Origin of the sequence: Amphritea atlantica, from assembly GCF_018860855.1 — a bacterium.
GTDB lineage: Bacteria > Pseudomonadota > Gammaproteobacteria > Pseudomonadales > Balneatricaceae > Amphritea > Amphritea atlantica_A.
In genome coordinates this window covers 16876-36548 of sequence record NZ_JAHKQE010000005.1, presented here as the reverse complement: position 1 = coordinate 36548, position 19673 = coordinate 16876, and the positions used below count along the sequence as shown (strand labels likewise).

Genomic DNA, 19673 nt, shown 5'->3' with positions numbered 1-19673 from the left:
TCCTCCGTCATAGAAGATGGCTAATGACCTGTATTCGCCCCTATTTATTGATGCTTGTGTTGTTATTGCTAAGCGGGTTATTTCCTGCGGCGAGTTGGGCTGCGGCACCTGTGCAGGTGATTCAGGGAAGTGCCGTTAAGCTTGAACAGTTTCAGATGGGGTATTTTGTTGACGAAACACAGCAGATGACCTTTGATGAGGTTTTGCAGCAGACCTTTAAGGTATCGAACAATAGTATTTCATTAGGCACGCATGCGAAAACCACTTGGGTGAAAATCGAAGTAGAAAACAGTAACGCTACCCCCTTTGAACTTTACCTTCACCACCCTTATGCCTACCACAACCGTGCGATCGAACTCTATGAGGTTGTCGATGGTAGGTTGACCCGCGAACGGGTGCTGGATACGGATGATAAAAATACTCTGCAGTGGATGTATCGCGGTAGCGCCGTGTTTGATATCGCGTTACAGCCCCATCAACGCAAAACATTACTAGTTAAAAGCATTGCTTATTCGCATCAATGGTTCGCGCTTAATCTGTATGATGCCGACCAATCCAAAAGAGTCTTATTGAGCCAAAGTACCGATATTTCATTGCTTGTCGGTATGTTGCTAGCCCTGATTATTTATAACCTATTGTTGTTTTTATCATCCCGTTTAAAAGAGCATTTTTATTACGCCTGTTACCTAATTTGTGGCGGGTATTGGATCGCGCTCTCATATGGCTTAATCGCCGATGTTTTTGAGGTATACGGCGCTACCGCTTTTCATGGCCACTTGGCCTTAGGCGGCATACCGATCTTCCTATTGTTGTTCATGATGACAACGTTCGAGACGAAGCGAAAGTATCCTATAGAGCACAAGGCGCTACTCTGGACTCTTATTATATTGGTGGGTGATACTCTCTACGGTTTATTTGATATTGTCAGTGCGCTGCAGGATTCAACCACCTTTGCTGCCCTCATGATGGTAGTCACCTTGTCGGTCTCTGTATCGATGCTGATTCGTAAACATCCAGTTGCCTTGTATTTTTTATTAGGCCATGGGCTCTTTGTTATTTTTAGCGTGCTAGCGGTTTTATTTTATAGAGGTGAAGCGGAGTTTAACTATATTAATACCCACGGTGTTGGTATCGGTATTATGCTGGAGGCCTTGATGCTTTCACTGATTATCGCCTACCGTATTCGCTCGCTTGAAAGTATGAAAGCAACCCAACTCGACCTGCAACTGTTAGCCTCAACCGACCCCTTAACACAGCTGCTTAACCGTCGCTCCTTTAATACTGCTGCGAGCCGGCTGTTAGAGCACGCCGCCCAAACAGGGCAGCCGACGTCTGTGGTGATTATCGATATCGATGACTTTAAAAGGATTAATGACAGCTATGGTCATGTTGTGGGTGATAAAGCGATTAAACAGCTCACGGATGTGATTAGATCACACTGTCGTTGTGAAGATGTGCTAGCGCGATATGGCGGTGATGAATTGGTGATTTTGATGCCGAATACCTTGCAAAAAGAGGGGTATATCGTCGCTGAACGTATACGACAGACTTTGGAGCATACGGCTATTAAGGTTGACCCCGGTGAGTCGGTTTACATGACCATTAGCATTGGTGTTACGGAGGTTGAAGATAATCGACGGGATGTCCAAGAGGCCATTATTCGAGCCGACAAAGCGCTCTATCAAGCGAAGAATAACGGTCGTAATCAGTCGCAGTTGTTTACGGAGTAAGACCTCTCGTTGGCTTCAACCGGTTGATTACCGTCCTGACTGCTCAATAAGCGGAAGCTTCTTTTTATGAAGACTGGTTTTATAAAGCTATTTTTATAAAGAGGTTTATATGGGGTATAGGCGTCGAGCGGTTAGTCGATAAGGGGCGCTGAGATCGCCCCAGCTCCCTGAGTGTTCACCCCATCCGCTTAGTATTTACCCATTTCTAATACCGTTGTTGCGGTGACTTTATCATCCTGCATCGCTTTGACCGTGACGTAATACGCATGACCTTTACCGCCAGAGCAGGGCGGCATGTAGGCTCCTGCTTTATCCCAACCTGGGCTGCGATGTGCTTCAATGCTTTTAAAGCCTTCAGGCAGGTCAAATGAATGGCCCGCGACGGAGGGGATAGTTACTTCGCGCTCGCTGCCATTAAACATAAACTGCATGCGCCCATGTCCACCGTTATCCATTTTTTTAGAATCACGGTCGCTGTATTCCAGTACGATTGCGTTGGCGCCTGCTGGAATATCACTGACAACTAACGCCGGCGTGGATGGATTCTGGCCACCAAATTTTTGGCATTGCTGTCCTGCAGGTATTTGATTGCCATCCCAAGCCGTATCAGCAAATTTAGCCTCTAGGGCGAATGCGTTAGCACTCATCACGGAGGTCACGACTAATGGAAAAAGTAGTTTAGAGTGGATCATAACGGCTCCTATCACTGTGTTTTTTATTCTGCATATAAGCAACGAATGACGTCAGTATAGGCAGGGTTTGTTAAATAGCGTATCCAGTATAGTGATAATAAGCTTCAGTGTGATTAAGTTGTGCTAATTGTCGTTAGATAACTCTCGCTATTGTTGCTCAGTGCGTAATTCCGTTAACGCATGTTTCATGACTTCCAGAGCAGCGCTGAGACTCAGTGCTGCGATGAGGGCTGCAACCGCGAGATCGGGCCAGCCGGTGTCGGTTGCGAGAACGCCGCCAGCGGCCATCATCACCGCGATATTACTAAGCGCATCATTGCGGCTGCATAACCAAATGGAGCGCATATTGCTGTCGCCGCTGCGGTAGCGAAACAGCAGTAAGGCAACCACAGCATTAACGACCAGTGCTGACATCCCTATGGTGCCCATCACAATGGGATCGGGTGTACTGCCGGTATAGGCGCGATAGATAGCGCTGCCAATGACCCAAAGGCCGAAAGCAGCCATCGTGGCGCTCTTAAACAGGGCCGCTTTTGCGCGGACATGTAATGCCATGGCGATGACGAACAGCGTAATGCCGTAGTTCACAGCATCGCCGAAGAAGTCCAGAGCATCCGCTTGTAACGATATTGAACCGCTGGCAATGCTGCCTACGATCTCGACAAAAAACATCACTGCGTTACTTAACAGGGCGATCCATAAGATACGCCGGAACAGTGGGTTATTACGTTCAGTATCCGTTGTATTGTCACAGGCACAGCTATTACATCCCGCCATGGTTGATACACCCATTTATTTATTAGGCTAAAAGACATAGTCTACAACCTACAGTCGCTATAGGTTCAAGAGGAACTTTGAAAATGGCACAACAATTTTCTATTGGTGAAATGGCGAAGGTTGGCAATTGTCAGGTGCAGACTATCCGCTATTACGAAGAGATCGGGATGTTACTGAAGCCGAGTCGCACGGCGGGTAATCAGCGTGTCTATACACAGGCACATCGAGATCGCCTGAATTTTATCCGCCATAGCCGTGAACTGGGGTTTTCATTGGCGCAGATTCGAACAATATTGGCGTTAAATGATGATCCGAGTCATTGTTGCGCTGAGGTGGATAAAATCGCCCGTGCGCATCTAAGCGAAGTCGAATCAAAAATCGCAAGGCTAGACGATATGCGCACAGAACTGCAGCGGATGATCGGCGCGTGTGCAGGAGGGCTGGTGTCAGATTGCCGTATCATCGAAGCCCTATCTGATCATAGCTTGTGTCTATCGGATGAACACCAAAAATGATCTAGGTGGCTGTTATCTTGAGGTTTTGCTCAAGGGAGAGAAGGGGTTTTATTAGGTTGAGTCGGGCAGTATTGGTAAAAAAAAGGCCCGATGACGGCATGCCGTTATCAGACCTTTTTTAAAGCGTCACATTCAATGATGAGTTAAACGCTTAGCTTAGTAGTCGAACTTAGCCGCAGTGTAGATCTTGAAGGCTTTTTCCCAGATTTCGCCAACTTCACCATTACCGACAGGCTTGCCATCAAGTGTAGTGACCGGAGCGATCTCTTTAGATGAGCTTGTTACCCAAACTTCGTCAGCATTACGAACTTCATCCATCGTAACGGTGCGCTCTTCAAGTTTCAGAGAACCGTCTGCTTTGATGCTGTCGATGATGATACGACGGGTAATACCCGGCAAGATCTGGTTGTCCTGAATCGGGGTGCTAATAACACCATCTTTAACAATAAACGCGTTGCATGAACTACCTTCAGTCAGCTCACCTTTAGCATTGTAAAGCAGTGCTTCATCGTTGCCGCTTGCATGGCCTTCCTGATAATGGATAACGTTACCCAGCAGTGCAGTAGACTTAATGTGGCAACGCTGCCAGCGTAGATCTTCAGTACTGATCAGGCTGTATTGATGCACTTTAGCGCGGTCAGCGGGTTCAGGTGTTTTGATGCCGAAAGCAAAACAAAAGATTGTTGGTTCAACATTTTCTGGGTAAGCGTGGTTACGCTTGGTGTCAGTACCACGGGAAACATGTACGTAAACACCCAAGTTTTCGCCGAGGTCGCTGTTTTTAGCGATCAGATCGTCGAGCAGTGTTTTCCACTCGTCAGCGGTGTGGCTGTTTTTTATCTCGATGATAGATAAGCCGTTGATCATACGGTTGATATGAGGCATCAGGCCTACAGATTTACCGTTGTAGTATGGAATAACTTCGTAGATACCGTCGCCAAATAGGAAACCGCGGTCGAGTGGAGAGATGCGGGCTTCTTCTAGCGGCAAGTATTCGCCATTCAGGTAAGCAATGCTCATATTAACCTTCCTTAAACGTGTTAGGGATCATGCGTAACGGGCAGCCGAAGATATTATACTCGGGCTCTATAACCTTATTGCATGTTCCAGAGTTATTTGACACTGAGTTGCTGAATATTTTTGATCGTAAACCGATCGGAGAACAGCTTCTGGGTCTCGTGACTGTACAGTAAACCAAGCTTTGCTTGTGGCTTTGAGCTGACGGTAAACTGCAAACTGACTTTTTGGGTTGCACCCAGTTTCTTAGAAAAGAGGAATAGTTGCAATAGCTTGAAAAAGATAAGAGAAATAATCTGTTTATGCTGGTTATTTAGCAGATGATATTGTGAAAATGTATAAATAAGGCGTAAAAATCTGCCGTGACATCATTTTGCGGGGCAACAACTAGTCTGTTCAGGCGGTGTTAACAATGATCTCTCGCCCACTTTTTACCAGGAGTTGGGGCAAAATTCGGTCATCATCTAAACGCCAGCAGGCGCAAAAGGGCAGTTCCGGTGGTTTAGGCCCTGGGTTGACCTGCACCAACCGTCCCTGTTCTAAATAGGGGCGGATGACCGGTTCTGGTAGAAGTGCCATACCCGCTCCTTCAAGCGTTAAGGTGAGTAGATTGGCGACCGAGCTACAGGTATGAAATATCGGTGTTTCCTCTAGCGACCGAAACAGAGTTTGCAGATAGTCCCAGGGGCGAGTGTCCCTCGGAAAGCTGAGAATAGGGGATTGGCATAGGCTTTCGACACTGTTAACCGGATTGTCTAACAGGCGTTGTGGTGTGGTACACCAAGACTGCGGGAAACTACACAGGGGTTCTGTGACGAGTCCGCGCTGGTTGTTATCCCCCGCGACCATCAATGCGAGATCTAACTGATTGTCCTGTAGTTGGCGAGTCAGCGTGGGCGTGACATCACTGATGAGCTCGAAAGACATCAGTGGATGTTGCTGTTGCCACTGTTGTAGCAATGGCGATAGATAGAGGTGCCCTAGGGTATCGGTAATGCCAATTCTGAGGGTGCCTTTTTGTGGGTTCTGATCGGTTATCTGTTGTTTCATCTCTTGGCTAATGGCCAATAGCTTTTCGGCGTAGGGCAGAAGCTGCATACCGCGGGATGAGATGCGGGTGCCACTCTTATCACGGATAAACAGCTGTGCGCCGAGCTCCTCTTCTAAGGCGTTGATTCTGGCCGAGATCGCCGGCTGAGTTGCATGCAGCTGTTGGGCGGCAGCATGAAAACTACCCAGTCGGGCTACTTTTACGAAGGTGTTTAAATTTCTCAGACGCATGGGACAGACTCAGAAGATAATGTTGTCACTATATAGAAGCTTGCTGACGGAGCAAAGCACCAGCGATAAATCTCAGCAGTAGCTCAGGGGTAATCGGGTGGAGAACTTAATCTCTTCCATGGCGAAGCTGGAGGTGACATCGGTTAGCCCCTTAACGTCAGTAATCAGTTTTTTATAGAAGCGGTCGAAGGAGTCAATATCCTTGGTGACCACCCGTAGTAGGTAATCCCACTCGCCGGCCATACGATAACACTCCATCACTTCCTCAAAGCTTAATATCGCCTCGGCAAACTGTTTTAACCATTGTTCTTCATGTTGCTGTGTTTTGATATGCACAAATACCGATACGCCGACACCAATTTTTTTGCTATCTAACAGGACGACACGGGCTTTGATAATACCGGCGCTTTCTAACCGTTTGATACGTTTCCAGCAGGGTGTCGTGGATAAGTTAGCCTGTTCAGCAATGTCGGCAACGGAAAGGGTTATATCCTGCTGCAAAAGATTGAGTATTTTCTTATCGGTGCTATCCATGACAAATTAATCTTCTATTTATTTAATATAGGAAAAATTATTCTATAGATGACCGTTTATTGCCAGTAAAAAGCAAAAAATATCTATCCGCTAGGTTTTATACTTTGATCTGTTGAATGATGCTTTGAGGAGTGACAGTTATGAATGCTTGGATACAGCAGGCGGTGGCGTTGATTAAGGCGGATGCGCAACGCTCTGCGGATACCCATTTGATTAAATTGGACGTGCCGGTGTTAGCGGGGATCGATCTCTATCTGAAGGATGAGAGCAGCCACCCGACCGGAAGTTTAAAGCACCGTTTGGCCCGTTCGCTGTTTCTTTACGCGCTATGTAATGGCCAGATTCGTCAGGATACCACGGTCATTGAAGCTTCATCTGGTAGTACGGCTGTATCAGAAGCTTATTTTGCGCGCATGATTGGCGTGCCTTTTGTTGCCGTGATGCCGCGTAAAACCGCGAAAGCTAAAATTAAACAGGTCGAATTTTATGGCGGGCGCTGTCACTTTGTTGAATGTGCTACCGAGATGCATGCTGCGGCTGCAACTTTAGCTCAGGATTGTAACGGTCACTTTATGGATCAGTTTCGCTATGCCGAGCGGGCAACCGATTGGCGGGGTAACAGTAATATTGCTGAAAGTATCTTTAGGCAGATGCAGCTTGAGAGGCATCCGGTACCCAGTGCGATTGTGATGAGTGCAGGCACTGGTGGTACTACGGCGACGTTAGGCCGGTATATCCGTTATAAGGGATTTAATACCGAGTTACTGGCGGTTGATCCCGAGAATTCGGTATTTTATGACGTGTGGAAAACCGGTGATCGGTCGATTGAGATTAATCAGGGTGGGCGGATTGAAGGCATCGGACGGCCTAAAGCGGAGGAATCTTTTCAGCCGAGTGTGATCGATCGTATGTTGCAAGTACCCGATGCTGCGTCGGTAGCTGCGATGTATTGGTTGGAACAGTTGATGGGACGAAAAGTGGGCGCGTCAACGGGGACGAACCTATGGGGGATGTTAACCCTAGCGGCTGAGATGCGTGAGCGGTCAGAGCAAGGTTCTTTGGTCACCCTTATTTGTGACAGTGGTGAGCGGTATCTCGATAGTTACTATGATGCGGCATGGGTCGCGGACAATATCGGTGATGTTGCCATTTATCAGCAGTCGTTAATCTCACTGTTGGATGGCGGTTCTTAGATTGAATTCTTAAGTTGAGTGCTTAAGTTGAGTGCTTAAGTTGAGCTGATAGTGATGATGGATGTTTAAATCGGAGGGGAGACAGGGGCAGAGCTTATGTCTGCAAGAATCGAGAGACGGCAGAGCGATCGGTTAAGTGATCGATGCCGTTGAACAGGCGCAGAGTTTACCTTGTTAAGCGTTAAGCTGCCCTTTGATTATTCCTGTATTTTTAACGCTTTCACCTTGGGTAGCGCTTGCATCTTTGCCTTATTGTTAGGGGTTTTCTCAAGAGTGCTTCCAGAAGTGCCTGCTGGATTTAATTCCTCTTTATTGCTCGCGGTTGCGGTGCAGGTTCCCGTCGATGGGTGTCTATCGCTGCAGTCATCCACCGTTACGCAACCACCGGAGCCACACCAGATATCGGCAGATGCCGGAAGGCTGACAGCGGCTATACAGGGGAAGAAAAAAACGGCTATATATTTTTTAGGTATTATATTCATTGAAAATACTCGTTGGTTGTTTGGTCTTATTTGAGCATGAATATCGTGGTAATCATAGCGCTTGGCGTAATGGTGATATCAGGGCGTGAAAGCTGTATCGGTGCTTGTGATCTTGCTAATTGATGGCTGATAGGTTTTTTTCAGCATGCTTAGGAAAGGGTCTATCGATTGAGCGTGTTGCGCTGGTGACGTTGGAGCGCAGCGTCAATAAAAAAGGCTGATGGGGTATCAGCCTTTATTGAGTATCACAAAAACAGCTAAGTATGACCGTCGTCTACGAAGCGGTTTTGAGGTTTTAGTCGGTATAACCGATCAGCGCCCGTAATCCAGCAATGACGCTGTCGCCTTCTTCTAACGGCAGGCCGTCTTCGGTAAGCTGATTAATGCGGGTAACGCCATCAACACTGCCCAGTTTTGACAGATATTCGATGATGGCCAGAGGATCGGTTTCACCCAACAGGTCACGACCGCTCCACAGGCTAAAGAAGGTGATCAGCCCGTAAGCGCCCCAGTTGGATACATCGGCAATCAGCAGTTCATCCACGCAGGTGGCGGCGGGCATGATATCCAGCCCTTTGATTGCTTCGGTGATGTTACCCATGCCGATTTCGTTACCGCCATCACCAATACCGATGGTTGGGCATTTAGCATTGTTAACAAAGGTGTCAAAGCAGGCGGTCCGTGCGCTAATGCTTTCGCCGCGCATGTTGTAGTAGTCGCCGTCTGCTGCTTGTCCTGGGCGTTCAATAGACAATACCGCATCAGGGTTGTAGTTGTAGAGCGCTTGGAAGGCTTCTAAGGTGCGTTCCTGGTGTTCGCCGACACGGATCTCATGGACGCGATATTTGTCCATCAACGCCTGTGAGACCGGTGGGCCACAGACCAAAACAGGGGTTGCACCGAGTTTTTCAAGCGCATCGTAAAGGGCGATAGCGCCTAATGGGCCATCGGTTTCAAAGGTGTCAACGACAGGGAAGCCGGTACCGATTAATACATGCCCTCGGCATTTATACAGTGTGCGGGCTGCCCGTAGGTAGTAACCCGTCGATAGAGCGGGTTGAACTGTTTTCATACCGCGTAAATTACGGGCAACTAATAGGTCTTCTACCTGTTTGCTCAGTGTTGCTTCATTGATCTGATTCTGTGACATAGAGAGTACTCTGTTAATCATTTCGTTATAGGGCCGGCGAGATACTGTGTCGGCAATGAATGACGATATTTATTTTTAGTAATGCATTTAATCGACGGGTTCCGGCTCGGTGTTGTTAAAGCGAACATGAGCCAAGCAATGTAGATTGTGGGCATCATCAATACTAATCTCGTCGAATGAGATCCTAGAACCGGGCAGTAGCTGTGCCATGCGTGCGGTATCCATCGCAATCATAGAGCCGATTTTGGGATAACCACCGATGGTTTGACGATCATTCAGCAACACAATCGGTTGACCATCGGCAGGAATCTGAATCGCACCATGACAGATGCCTTCCGAGAGAATGCCATCGATGGTGGGTTTGATTTCTGGCCCCTCTAGGCGATAACCCATTCGATCGGCGCGATCAGTGACCTTATACTCGCTACTAAAGAACAGCCGTTTTTGGTAATCGCTGAAGGCATTTTGCTGATAACCGGTAATCACCCGCAGGCTAATATTATCGGCATAATCAGGTCGATGGGTTTCGGCTAGGCGGAATCCGCGGTGCTTCGTTGCTGGGCTGCAATTGAGAAAGTCGCCTTGCTGTAGTTTTTCACCGGTAAAGCCGCCGATGCCTTCACGGGTCACGGTGGCACTGCTGGAAAAGCTATGTTCAACCTGAAAACCACCGCTGACAGCCAAGTAGGCACGGGTGCCTTGAGCCGAAAATCCTACGTCGATCTTATCGCCCGCTTTGATCTTGTGAGCATGCCAGCGGTCTTGCTCAACGCCATTAATTTTCAGCGGCATTTCGGCGCCAGTCAGTACGATCTGTGCGTCGGTGTCCGCTTGCAGTACCAGCCCGCCAAAGCTGATTTCTAGGGCGGTGGTATTCAGTGGATTATCGACCAATCGGTTCGCCCACTTGAAGGCTTGTGTATCGAGGGGGCCGCCGGTGGTTAAACCGATACGGTGATGACCAAAACGGCCTGCATCTTGAATCAGGGTTAGCAAGCCGGGTTGTATGACTTTAAAACCGCTCATTTAATCTCTCCCAGTTCGCCGCCTTGAGCGAAAAACTCTTCTCGGCTGATCGGGTTGAATTTAATGCGATCACCTACCTGTACCGGCATGGTCGGTGTTGCTTTAGGGTCAAACATGCGGGTCGGGCAAAGCCCGATCAGATTCCAGCCACCGGGGGACACGGCGGGGTAAACGGCGGTCTGACGGTCGGCAATGGCGATCGCACCACGGGGTACCTTCATGCGTGGGGTCGAGAGGCGTGGGGCCGCGATACGCTCATCCACTTCACCTAGATAGGCAAAGCCGGGAGCAAAGCCGATGGCATAAACCCGATATTCCATCTCGCTATGCAGCTTAATAACGTCGTCGATACTGAGGTTGGCGCGCTGTGCAAGCGCTTCAAGGTCGGGGCCAGATTCGGTGCTGTAGTAAGCGGGCAGAATAACTAAGTTTCCTTCGCTGCTGTCGCTATCACTGAGCTGGCCTAAAACTTTACGAATACAGCGGCGTACTTCTAAGTGATCGGTTGCCAGCTGGTCATAGATGACCAGTAGTGAGGCATAGGAGGGCACCATGTCGATCAACTTACCGCTTAACTCCGATTCGAGGATGGTCACGGCTTGTTGCACTTGAGCAGAAACCCGTGGGTCGGTTTTTTCGCCGAAATAGACAATCAGGGCGTTTTCCCCAGCAATCTCGATGCGCATGTCGTTGGTCTCAGTCATCATTGGCGAATCAGCTCGCGAATTTCTTGAATCGCATTGACGCCATCCATATTATCGCCATGCACACAGAGAGTATCGGCCCGCAGTGTTAGGGTTTCACCGCTAACGGTGGTGACAGTGCCCTGTTCTTTCAGTTGCTTAACCTGTGCGAGCATCTTCTCTTTGTTATGCACTGCACCGGGTTTGGTGCGTGATAGCAGTTTGCCATCATCGTCATAGCAACGGTCGGCAAAGATCTCAAACCAGAGCTCGAGGCCGATACTATCGGCTTCTTGCTGGTGGTGTTCCGCTTGTGGGGTGCTTTGCAGCATCAAGACTAAGGGACGATGATATTCAGAGACCGCCTGCATAATGATGGCACGGACAGCCGCATCGGCCATCATATCGTTATACATGGCGCCGTGGGGTTTCACGTAGGTCAGTGATTGTCCCTGCGTGCTAGCCATACCATCAATAGCGGCTATCTGATAAAGCACCATCGCTTTAAGCTCTGCAGCGCTGGCTTTTATGCTGCGTCGGCCAAAGCCGACGATATCTGGATAACCCGGGTGAGCACCAATGGTGACATCGTTTTGTTTGGCCAGTGCGAGGGTTTTTTGCAGCACCAGTGGATCACCCGCATGAAAACCGCAAGCGATGTTCGCCTGATCAATATAGGGCATGACGGCTTCATCAAGGCCCATTTTCCAAGAACCAAAACTTTCACCTAGATCACAATTGAGTCTTAACGACATCTTCTGTACTCCTCTTACAATATCGCCAGACGGCTGTTAGGTAGATCGGTAATCAGCATGTGGCCGGGACTGTGCGTAATGCAAAAATCAGGTTTAGCCTGTTCGATGGCCACCTGAGGGGTTACACCACAGGCCCAAAATACCGGCAGTTCACCCTCTTTAATAGTGACGGCATCGCCGAAGTCCGGTGTGTTGATATCGTTAATACCGATCTGGCTGGGATCACCGAGGTGCAGTGGCGCACCATGAACCGATGGGAAACGGGTACAGATCTGGACGGCGCGGATGGCATCAGCCGCTTTCATCGGCCGCATGCTTACGACGGTTGTGCCACTGAAGCGACCGGCACTTTTGCAAGGAATATTAGTGCGATACATCGGTACGTTAACGCCTTCAGTGATATTACGTACTTCAAGGCCATCGGCAATCAGCGCTTCTTCAAAGGAGAAAGAGCAGCCTAGCACGAAGGTGACGAGATCATCACGCCAGCAGGATGTTAGATCGGCAACTTCTTGGGTCAGTACGCCTTTCTCGTAGATACGGTATTTAGGGACATCGCTGCGAATGTCGATATCTTGGCCAAGGTCCGGCAGCATAAATTCACCGGGTTGGTTAGACATGCCGACGATCGGGCAGGGCTTTGGATTTTTTTGGCAGAACTGTAGAAAGTCGTTGGCCCACTCTTTTGGCAAAATGGCTAAGTTGCCCTGGACAAAACCTTGGCCGTAACCTGAGGTATTACCGGTAAATTCACCACGACGAATCTGTTGGCGGATCTCAAAAGGTGTCATTTCTTTGTTCATCAGTTAAACCTTATTCTGCGGGCCGCTGAGCGGCGATTCTTGAATTATCCTAACCTGTTTGTGCTATCGCTTCATAGTAGAGGCGATATTGAAGCATGATCAACTGCCAAGAGAGGCAGGTGATGATATCTGTTTTGCAGAGGAAGTAGCTTAACCCTGCGGTGATAAACGGATGCAGGACGCTGACGAGAGTGCCTGAATGGCAGGGATAGGGAATGACTGACCAGGATCACTGGCCAGTCGGCTAACTGAATATCTACAAATGTTGAGAAATCAGTTAATAAACCTGTTTATGACTACTGCGACTGTTCGGTCACCCACTGATCAACTTGTGCTTTAGTTCGGCCGAAAAAGACAACGCGAGCGGTAGTGTTAAGAGTGCCGTTATGTCCGATAGAACGACGATAAACCCACCAGCTGTTGGCTGCTTTTTCAATGATTTCGTCAACGTGACGTAGTTGCTGAAATTGGTTCAGCGGTATCATTGTGCTCATGGTATTTGTCGTGCTCCTGATTAAAATCATCACTATTATCAATAAGGCTTTATTGTGGCGGTGCTATAGAGAGCTGTCTAATGAATAATCGCTTATAGATCTGATAACAATTTTTTATCAGGCTTTGATATTAGGCTGCCATTCTTTCCATGGTGTCGAGCACCCAACCCAAACTGTCCTGATAGGCTTGATTGAGTCGTTCGGGGTTATAGGCTAAGGGTAATGAGTCCCACTCACCAAGAATAAAGCTGTTGACGGTTGTTAATAGCTCGCCATAGGGGCCTAGGCCTTCCCGAATGGCTATTTCAATGTCTTCATTGAGAACAACTTGTTTTAGAATATCATCTTTGGGCGTATCCAGCAGGGTGTCTAATCCAGCAAAAATGCCCATCATAAAGCCACTGGACCCTGATAGATTTGGCTGATTTTCAGCCAGTAATTCGCACATCCTCGCGCGTACCAAGGTATGCCGTGTTAATTCGTCAAGCTTACCATGCTCGCCAGAGACCGCCATCAGGGCGCACCAGCGTTTTATTTCGGTGGTGCCTAACAGGGTAACGGCTTCATCAATACTGTCTATTTTTCGAATCAGATTAAAGAGTGACGAGTTAACAATACGAACGATTTTTAGTGTAAGTTGAGGGTCTCGTTTAACAATCTCGCTAACGGCGGCGGTGGTGGCTAGCGGATCCGTTAACAGCGCCATTAACTCAAGCATTACCGTTTCATTTGAACTGAGTTTTCGACCTTCGACGATTTGTGGTTTGCAGAGGAAATACCCTTGAAAGAGCTTAAACCCAAGTGCTTTGCAGCGATTGAATTCTTCCAGTGTTTCTATTTTTTCGGCTAGGAGGGTGACGTTGAATCGTTTCAGTAGCTTGGTATGTTCCTCTAGTTCTTGATCGGTCAGTGCGAGCAGGTCGAGTTTGACGATATGAACCATTTTGAGAATCGGGTCGTATTCTGGGCTATAGATAAAATCATCTAGCGCCATACGATATCCGGCATCAATATAGCGCTTAACCGATAGTATTAAGAGCTCATCTACCTCTATGTCCTCAAGGATCTCAAGCACAATATGTTTGCGAGAGAGTTCGGGAATATACGCCGATTCTAACATCTCTTTAGTCATATTGATGAAAGCAGGAACGGTCGTCACTTTACTGGAATGGCAGATACTGGTGTAGTTGTTGAGTAACACTTGCGATGTCGCACTATTACCATCGGTAAGCAGGCAAGGAGCCTGATTATTAACATCTCGGTATAACAACTCATAAGCGACGACATTGAGATTGGCATCGAAGATTGGCTGGCGAGCCATGAGGATATCCTGCGCCATGATTGCTCCTTGAGTGGCCGAATTTTAATAAACAGGAGAAATAATTCTTTTATTGTTTATTCACCCATTAATTATAGCGCTTTTTGTCCTGACAAAACCTATCTATATCACTAAACTAATCGTTCAAAAAGAGCTATTCAGCTGAGCGAGGTTTGCTCGTGGTTAGACAGTTGTTATGATGACTGGCTATGCAGTTGATTTCTAAGGATTGAGTTAGGTGAAAATTAGAATTTTAAGATCACTCGTGTTAGTGCTGTTTAGTTTTTTCTCTACGGTGTCATTGGCGTTTGATTATTTTGTCGTCAATGATGATGCAGCGGTCTATTCGACGCCGGATAGTAGCGGTAAGCCAGTGACTCATCTAGGTCAGGGTAATGTGTTACTGCAGATTGATAAGCAAGGGGCGTGGTCGAAAGTTTTTTTTCTTTCAACCAATCGGCAGCCGCTTAAGGGATGGATGCGCAGTAATAGGCTCACGGCACAGCAGCAGGGACAGCCACAGGTCCAGCAAAATCAGCCGTTGGCAAGTGGTAAGACGTTAACCGTATTCGCTAATAGTCTGCGACTGCGACAGGGACCTGGGACTCAATATTCGGTGGTTGGTAGCTTGAAACAAAACCAGCAGGTCGCCGAGCTGGCACGCGAAGGCGATTGGGTAAAAATTGCTTATCGTAATGGGGCCGGTAAACGGGTCGAGGCGTGGACCGCTGGACGTTATCTTCGGGCGAAACCCTAGACACGAGAGCCTTTGTCGCCGCTCTTGGTTATAGACTGTTTGCGTTGGAATGGGGCCAGAAGATCGATCTAATCTCGAATGAGATATTTAGTTGCATTAATCAGGCCGGTAAGCGCGTTGATCGGCCGCATTGATTGGCCATGTTGCTGAGTCTCAGTGACGAATTATTTTTTACAAGCATCGGTCAGACGTTTTTGATGATCTAGGTTGATTGTGAGGCGCGCTGGATATAATTATAGATAAGCCATTCAGAGACATCACTCAAAGTATTTATGGTGTTTTGGCTTTAATGGTTGGTTTTGCATGTGATTAATCGGTGTATGAAACTAAAAAAGGCTGAACAATGTTCAGCCTTTTTTGAGTTCTAACGGAGAGCTTATTCCTCTTCGTCCAGAACGTCTTCAGCTTCATCCATCACCGGAGTGGCTGCACCTTTTTTGTTGGTTTGAATATCACGCATCTTAGCCAACTGTTTGTCGATTTTTTGTGCCATAGAATCTAGGGCAGCAAATAGATTTTCTTCACTGGCTTTAGCAAAGAGATCTTTACCGGTAGCGTGGACTGTCGCTTCAACAACTTCTACTTTACCATTGCTCTTTTCAATAGTGACCTGGGCGCTGGTGATATTGTTATAACGTCTTTGACTCTCCTCTAACCAGGCTTCAATTTTTTCTCGTAATGCCGGAGAAACTTTGTCATTGCGGTTGGTAATATTGATATTCATGATGTAACCCTTACTGCAAACTATGCTTGATGTCACATCTACAGAATGCCCTTTTCAGATTTTATTGCAAGCGAATATGTCATAAAAAAATAACCATTTTGAGTTAATTGTTTTAGGTCAATTGTGCTTGGTTAAAATACCATCAATCTAGATGTTTGATTAAACGGGCGGAACGCCGTTAGGCTGTTCGCTTGTCTGATAATGATTGTTCTGAGTGGTGAATTATGTATCAACTGTTCTTCAGATTCGCTACTTGGTCATTCCGTGAGATGCTGCCGCCCTTTATCTGAGCAAATAGCTGTTCACCGAGTTGGATCGATAGCTCCTCAGCGGCCCAGCGTGTGATTGAGGACTTGAGGATATGTTGTCCTGCACGAAGCGTAATAAGGCAGGCTGAGGTGTTGTCTGTTGCTGTGATATCGATCACTGAAACGGGGATGACATTGCGGATACTGCTCTGTTCCGGTGGTGTACGTACCAATGATATATCCCTGGCATGGATGCGCATTCTGACTCGGCTAGAGATCGGTGCATCGATAAAGGGCGTCCACAAGGAGAGGCTATCTCCTAGGTCGAGGCAACTCATTGAATAGCGGCGGCTATGTTCTCCGATACAAGCTTCCAAGATAACGCTGATATCTTGCTCGGGTTGCCAAGGTAGCATCGCCTCAGAGTTCCAGATATCTGCCACGGCACCATGGCGAATAATACGGCCTTGATCAATGAGTACCATCTGATCGGCTAACCGTAGGAGCTCATCTAAACTGTGGCTAACATAGATGATCGGGATGTTGATCTCTTTAACCAGCTGTTCGATATAGGGTAGTAGTTCTTTTTTACGCGGCTCATCGAGAGAGGCTAAAGGCTCATCCATAAGCAACATCGCGGGATTGCTCAGCAGTGCGCGCCCAATGGCTACCCGTTGCTGTTCTCCCCCAGACAGCGCGGCTGGGTAACGGTGTAATAGATGTTTGATACCCAGTAGCTCAGTAATGGTTTGTAGTTGATGCGGGTCTTTATATCGTCGGCCGTAGTTGAGGTTGCCGTTAACCGTGTAGTGGGGAAAGAGTCGAGAACCCTGAAAGACATAACCAATCTGACGTTTTTCTGGCGGCAGATTAATCTTGCGTATCGCGTCAAAAACGACTCGATTACCGATAACTATTTTACCTGCATCGGGTTTTTGGAGCCCTGCAATCAGGTTGATAATAGAGGTTTTTCCGGCCCCTGAACGGCCAAATAGAGCGGTAATGCCGGTTTCTTGCAGGTTTATATCGATATTAATAGTGATCTCACCGAGTTGCTTTTCAAGCTGTACCTGCAATGTCATAGGGCGAGCCTCTTGTGTGCCATGCGGGTCAACCATTCAGAGATCAATAGCGCGACCAATGCAACAACGATTGAAATCAGGCATAGCCGCGCAGCTTGTGCTTCAGCGCCGGGGGTTTCAATAAAGCTGAACATCGCCAACGGTAGGGTGCGAGTTTCCCCTGGGATATTGGATACAAAGGTGATGGTTGCGCCAAATTCGCCTAAGCTGCGTGCAAATGCGAGGATCGTGCCGGCCAGCAGTCCGGGGACAGTGAGCGGTAAAGTGATGGTGAAAAACACCTTTAGTGGTGAGGCTCCGAGGGTGCGAGCCGCCTGTTCAAGTTTTATATCGACGGTTTGCAGTGATAGTCGAATAGCGCGGACCATTAGCGGAAAAGCAACAATGGCTGCTGCTAACGCTGCCCCTTGCCAGCTAAAACTAAAGGAAACACCGAACCATTCATACAGTCGGCTACCGATGGCTCCCTGTCGGCCCATGCTGATTAACAGCAGGTAACCGATAACCACCGGAGGTAATACCAAGGGTAGGTGAATCAGACTGTCGAGCAGGGCTTTGCCGGGAAAGTGGTATCGGGCTAATACCCAAGCAACCAGTATGGCCAGCGGCAGACTAAATAATACGGCGCTGCCGGAGACTTTCAGACTCAGCAGCAGGGCGCTTACTTCGTACTCACTGAGCATGGTTAGGATTTAGACTGAAAGGTTGGAATCCATAGCGACTAAAGATAGCGCTGGCCTCGTTTGAAAACAGAAATTGATATAGCTGCATGGCGTCCGGCAAAGAGTGCTGTAGAAGCGCCACAGGATAAACAATGGATTCATGCAGCGTTTCAGGAATGAGTTCAATATGGTGGAGTTTTTGGCTTTGCAGCGCATCGGTGTTGTAGACAATGCCATAAGGCGCTTCACCTCGTTCCACTAATAGCAGCGTTGCTCGGACATTCTGGCCGAGGGCTAGATGGGATACTAGCGACGGCCATTGGCCAGTATTCTCTAGCGCTTGACGGGCATAGATACCGGCTGGAACATGATCTGGATTGGCGAGGGCGAGTCGTTCATCACCTAATTGCTCTGCGAGAGTTGTCAGGCTAGCGGATTGTTTGGCGTATTCGCTGCTGATCAATGCCAGACGGTTTTTTAAGAGTGGTTTATTGGTGTCCGGCTGAATAGCCTTTTTTTCAGCCAGGAATTGCATCCAACGGGTGTTGGCGGAAATAAACAGGTCGGCGGGTGCGCCGGCGGCGATCTGTCGGGCCAGTGATGACGATGAGGCAAATGAGGTAATTACTTTGTGATGATAACGTGCTTCGTACAGCTGACTAATCTCTTCGATAGCATTAGTCATGGATGATGCGGCATAGAGGGTGAGCGGTCGTGCTTGTAGCGATACGGACAGGGTTAAACAGCAGAGAAACAAAAATATTTTATCCATGGTTAACCCTCACTCTTCATTCTCACGCATAGTTGGTTTGAATGGCGATCTGTTAAATAGCGTTTTTTCGTGTGAATTTCGCTATATAATAAATTGCATAGCGATACGTTATATATTTTTTTATATAACGTCAAACGATCGTGTGTTGAGAGGGCAGATTATGGAATTAACAGCACAGCTGACGCTCTCACTCGAAGAGCAGCTTTACGCTAATCCGCGGCGAATGCATTTGTTGGCTTGTATCGTTGAGACTGGGTCTTTGAGTCGTGGTGCGAAACGAGCCGGTATGAGTTATAAGGCGGCTTGGGATGCGGTTAATGATATGAATAGTCGTGCTGATCAAGCGGTGCTAACGCTGGCTGTAGGCGGGAAAGGTGGCGGCGGGGCACAGTTAACCCCCTTTGGTGAACGATTAGTTAAGTTATATCAAATGTTGACCGATATACAGAACCGTGCGCTGAATGCATTACAGGATGAATCGGTTTCGTTGGATAGTCTCTTGGAGGCCGTTTCATTGTTCTCCGCTCAAAGCAGTGCTCGAAATCAATTATTGGGACGTATCAGTCATATCCTTACAGACGAAGTGAATGACCTCGTGACGATTGATATTGGGTTGACTGAGGAGAGAGGTGTTAGTTTACTAGCGGAGATCACTCACCGTAGTCTAGTGCGTTTAGGATTACATTCAGGTAGTGAGGTGTTAGTGCTGATTAAAGCCCCGGCCATTGGTTTGCAGGCTCAAGAGTCGACCGAGGTAAACTCGCTGGCGGCGCGGGTTTCAAGTGTCGTCGGCAGCGATCATGAGCAGGAAGTGATGTTAACGATTGCCGATACACTTGAATTGTGCGCAGTGGTCGACACGCAAAGTGCAGCAGTGTGGCAGGTCGGGCAATCGGTGAATGCTATCATTGACCCAAAACAGATTGTATTGGCAGCGCTCAGTGAATAGTTTTTAAGCTTATTTTTAGGCTAGGTATT

22 protein-coding genes are annotated in these 19673 nt (G+C 47.9%); 5 read left to right on the top strand and 17 right to left on the bottom strand.

Annotated elements, in window-relative coordinates:
* Nucleotides 1-23 precede the first annotated feature (23 nt).
* Nucleotides 24-1730, top strand: a complete 1707-nt coding sequence (locus KO512_RS02085) for a sensor domain-containing diguanylate cyclase (protein ID WP_215950682.1) — start codon at nucleotides 24-26, stop codon at nucleotides 1728-1730.
* A 188-nt stretch (nucleotides 1731-1918) separates the two neighbouring features.
* On the opposite strand, the gene KO512_RS02080 is transcribed toward KO512_RS02085, so the two are convergent.
* Both KO512_RS02080 and KO512_RS02075 read right to left on the bottom strand, forming a co-directional pair.
* On the bottom strand, nucleotides 1919-2422 hold the full coding sequence (locus KO512_RS02080) for a hypothetical protein (protein ID WP_215950681.1): 504 nt from the start codon (nucleotides 2420-2422) through the stop codon (nucleotides 1919-1921).
* A 147-nt stretch (nucleotides 2423-2569) separates the two neighbouring features.
* Nucleotides 2570-3199 carry a cation transporter gene (locus KO512_RS02075; protein WP_215950680.1) on the bottom strand — a complete coding sequence of 210 codons (630 nt, stop codon included), beginning with the start codon at nucleotides 3197-3199 and terminating at the stop codon, nucleotides 2570-2572.
* Nucleotides 3200-3282: 83 nt separating this feature from the next.
* On the opposite strand from KO512_RS02075, the gene KO512_RS02070 reads away from it, so the two are divergent.
* Nucleotides 3283-3714, top strand: coding sequence for a MerR family transcriptional regulator (locus KO512_RS02070; protein ID WP_215950679.1), 432 nt, complete (start codon nucleotides 3283-3285; stop codon nucleotides 3712-3714).
* 156 nt (nucleotides 3715-3870) lie between these two features.
* Here the strand turns inward: KO512_RS02070 and KO512_RS02065 are convergent, their stop codons facing one another.
* The 3 genes from KO512_RS02065 to KO512_RS02055 form a co-directional block, all read right to left on the bottom strand.
* Nucleotides 3871-4734, bottom strand: coding sequence for an aminotransferase class IV (locus KO512_RS02065; protein WP_215950678.1), 864 nt, complete (start codon nucleotides 4732-4734; stop codon nucleotides 3871-3873).
* A gap of 393 nt (nucleotides 4735-5127) precedes the next feature.
* Entirely contained in the window at nucleotides 5128-6012 is an 885-nt protein-coding gene (locus tag KO512_RS02060) for a LysR family transcriptional regulator (RefSeq protein WP_215950677.1), read from the bottom strand.
* Between the two features lie 72 nt (nucleotides 6013-6084).
* Nucleotides 6085-6546 (bottom strand): Lrp/AsnC family transcriptional regulator, encoded by a 462-nt coding sequence (locus KO512_RS02055; RefSeq protein WP_215950676.1) that lies wholly within the window; start codon nucleotides 6544-6546, stop codon nucleotides 6085-6087.
* 140 nt (nucleotides 6547-6686) lie between these two features.
* Between KO512_RS02055 and KO512_RS02050 the strand changes: the two genes are divergently transcribed.
* Complete coding sequence (locus KO512_RS02050; protein WP_215950675.1) at nucleotides 6687-7739, top strand: PLP-dependent cysteine synthase family protein; 1053 nt, start codon at nucleotides 6687-6689, stop codon at nucleotides 7737-7739.
* Between the two features lie 197 nt (nucleotides 7740-7936).
* Here KO512_RS02050 and KO512_RS02045 read toward each other — a convergent pair whose 3' ends face one another.
* The 8 genes from KO512_RS02045 to KO512_RS02010 form a co-directional block, all read right to left on the bottom strand.
* Nucleotides 7937-8221 (bottom strand): hypothetical protein, encoded by a 285-nt coding sequence (locus KO512_RS02045; protein WP_215950674.1) that lies wholly within the window; start codon nucleotides 8219-8221, stop codon nucleotides 7937-7939.
* A 295-nt stretch (nucleotides 8222-8516) separates the two neighbouring features.
* Nucleotides 8517-9371: a DUF4392 domain-containing protein gene (locus tag KO512_RS02040; RefSeq protein ID WP_215950673.1), complete on the bottom strand. Its 855-nt coding sequence runs from the start codon at nucleotides 9369-9371 to the stop codon at nucleotides 8517-8519.
* A gap of 87 nt (nucleotides 9372-9458) precedes the next feature.
* Nucleotides 9459-10397, bottom strand: a complete 939-nt coding sequence (locus KO512_RS02035) for a biotin-dependent carboxyltransferase family protein (RefSeq protein WP_215950672.1) — start codon at nucleotides 10395-10397, stop codon at nucleotides 9459-9461.
* Complete coding sequence (pxpB, locus tag KO512_RS02030; protein WP_215950774.1) at nucleotides 10394-11083, bottom strand: 5-oxoprolinase subunit PxpB; 690 nt, start codon at nucleotides 11081-11083, stop codon at nucleotides 10394-10396. Before pxpB ends, KO512_RS02035 begins: the two co-directional genes overlap by 4 nt.
* A 17-nt stretch (nucleotides 11084-11100) precedes the next feature.
* Entirely contained in the window at nucleotides 11101-11835 is a 735-nt protein-coding gene (locus KO512_RS02025) for a 5-oxoprolinase subunit PxpA (RefSeq protein WP_215950671.1), read from the bottom strand.
* 14 nt (nucleotides 11836-11849) lie between these two features.
* Nucleotides 11850-12638: a putative hydro-lyase gene (locus KO512_RS02020; RefSeq protein ID WP_215950670.1), complete on the bottom strand. Its 789-nt coding sequence runs from the start codon at nucleotides 12636-12638 to the stop codon at nucleotides 11850-11852.
* A 296-nt stretch (nucleotides 12639-12934) separates the two neighbouring features.
* Nucleotides 12935-13132 (bottom strand): hypothetical protein, encoded by a 198-nt coding sequence (locus KO512_RS02015; RefSeq protein ID WP_215950669.1) that lies wholly within the window; start codon nucleotides 13130-13132, stop codon nucleotides 12935-12937.
* Between the two features lie 130 nt (nucleotides 13133-13262).
* The gene (locus KO512_RS02010; protein ID WP_215950668.1) at nucleotides 13263-14471 is read right to left on the bottom strand and encodes an EAL and HDOD domain-containing protein; all 1209 of its coding nucleotides are present in this window, start codon (nucleotides 14469-14471) and stop codon (nucleotides 13263-13265) included.
* A gap of 217 nt (nucleotides 14472-14688) precedes the next feature.
* On the opposite strand from KO512_RS02010, the gene KO512_RS20415 reads away from it, so the two are divergent.
* Nucleotides 14689-15207: an SH3 domain-containing protein gene (locus KO512_RS20415; RefSeq protein WP_215950667.1), complete on the top strand. Its 519-nt coding sequence runs from the start codon at nucleotides 14689-14691 to the stop codon at nucleotides 15205-15207.
* A gap of 376 nt (nucleotides 15208-15583) precedes the next feature.
* On the opposite strand, the gene hpf is transcribed toward KO512_RS20415, so the two are convergent.
* The 4 genes from hpf to modA form a co-directional block, all read right to left on the bottom strand.
* Nucleotides 15584-15931 carry a ribosome hibernation-promoting factor, HPF/YfiA family gene (gene hpf, locus KO512_RS02000; RefSeq protein WP_215950666.1) on the bottom strand — a complete coding sequence of 116 codons (348 nt, stop codon included), beginning with the start codon at nucleotides 15929-15931 and terminating at the stop codon, nucleotides 15584-15586.
* Between the two features lie 229 nt (nucleotides 15932-16160).
* Entirely contained in the window at nucleotides 16161-17261 is a 1101-nt protein-coding gene (gene modC, locus KO512_RS01995; RefSeq protein WP_215950665.1) for a molybdenum ABC transporter ATP-binding protein ModC, read from the bottom strand.
* Nucleotides 17258-17944, bottom strand: coding sequence for a molybdate ABC transporter permease subunit (modB, locus tag KO512_RS01990; RefSeq protein WP_215950664.1), 687 nt, complete (start codon nucleotides 17942-17944; stop codon nucleotides 17258-17260). The genes modC and modB overlap by 4 nt, the downstream gene beginning before the upstream one ends.
* Nucleotides 17934-18695 carry a molybdate ABC transporter substrate-binding protein gene (modA, locus tag KO512_RS01985; RefSeq protein WP_215950663.1) on the bottom strand — a complete coding sequence of 254 codons (762 nt, stop codon included), beginning with the start codon at nucleotides 18693-18695 and terminating at the stop codon, nucleotides 17934-17936. Before modA ends, modB begins: the two co-directional genes overlap by 11 nt.
* A gap of 160 nt (nucleotides 18696-18855) precedes the next feature.
* Here modA and KO512_RS01980 point away from each other — a divergent pair, with 160 nt between their 5' ends.
* Entirely contained in the window at nucleotides 18856-19644 is a 789-nt protein-coding gene (locus KO512_RS01980) for a TOBE domain-containing protein (RefSeq protein WP_215950662.1), read from the top strand.
* Nucleotides 19645-19673 lie beyond the last annotated feature (29 nt).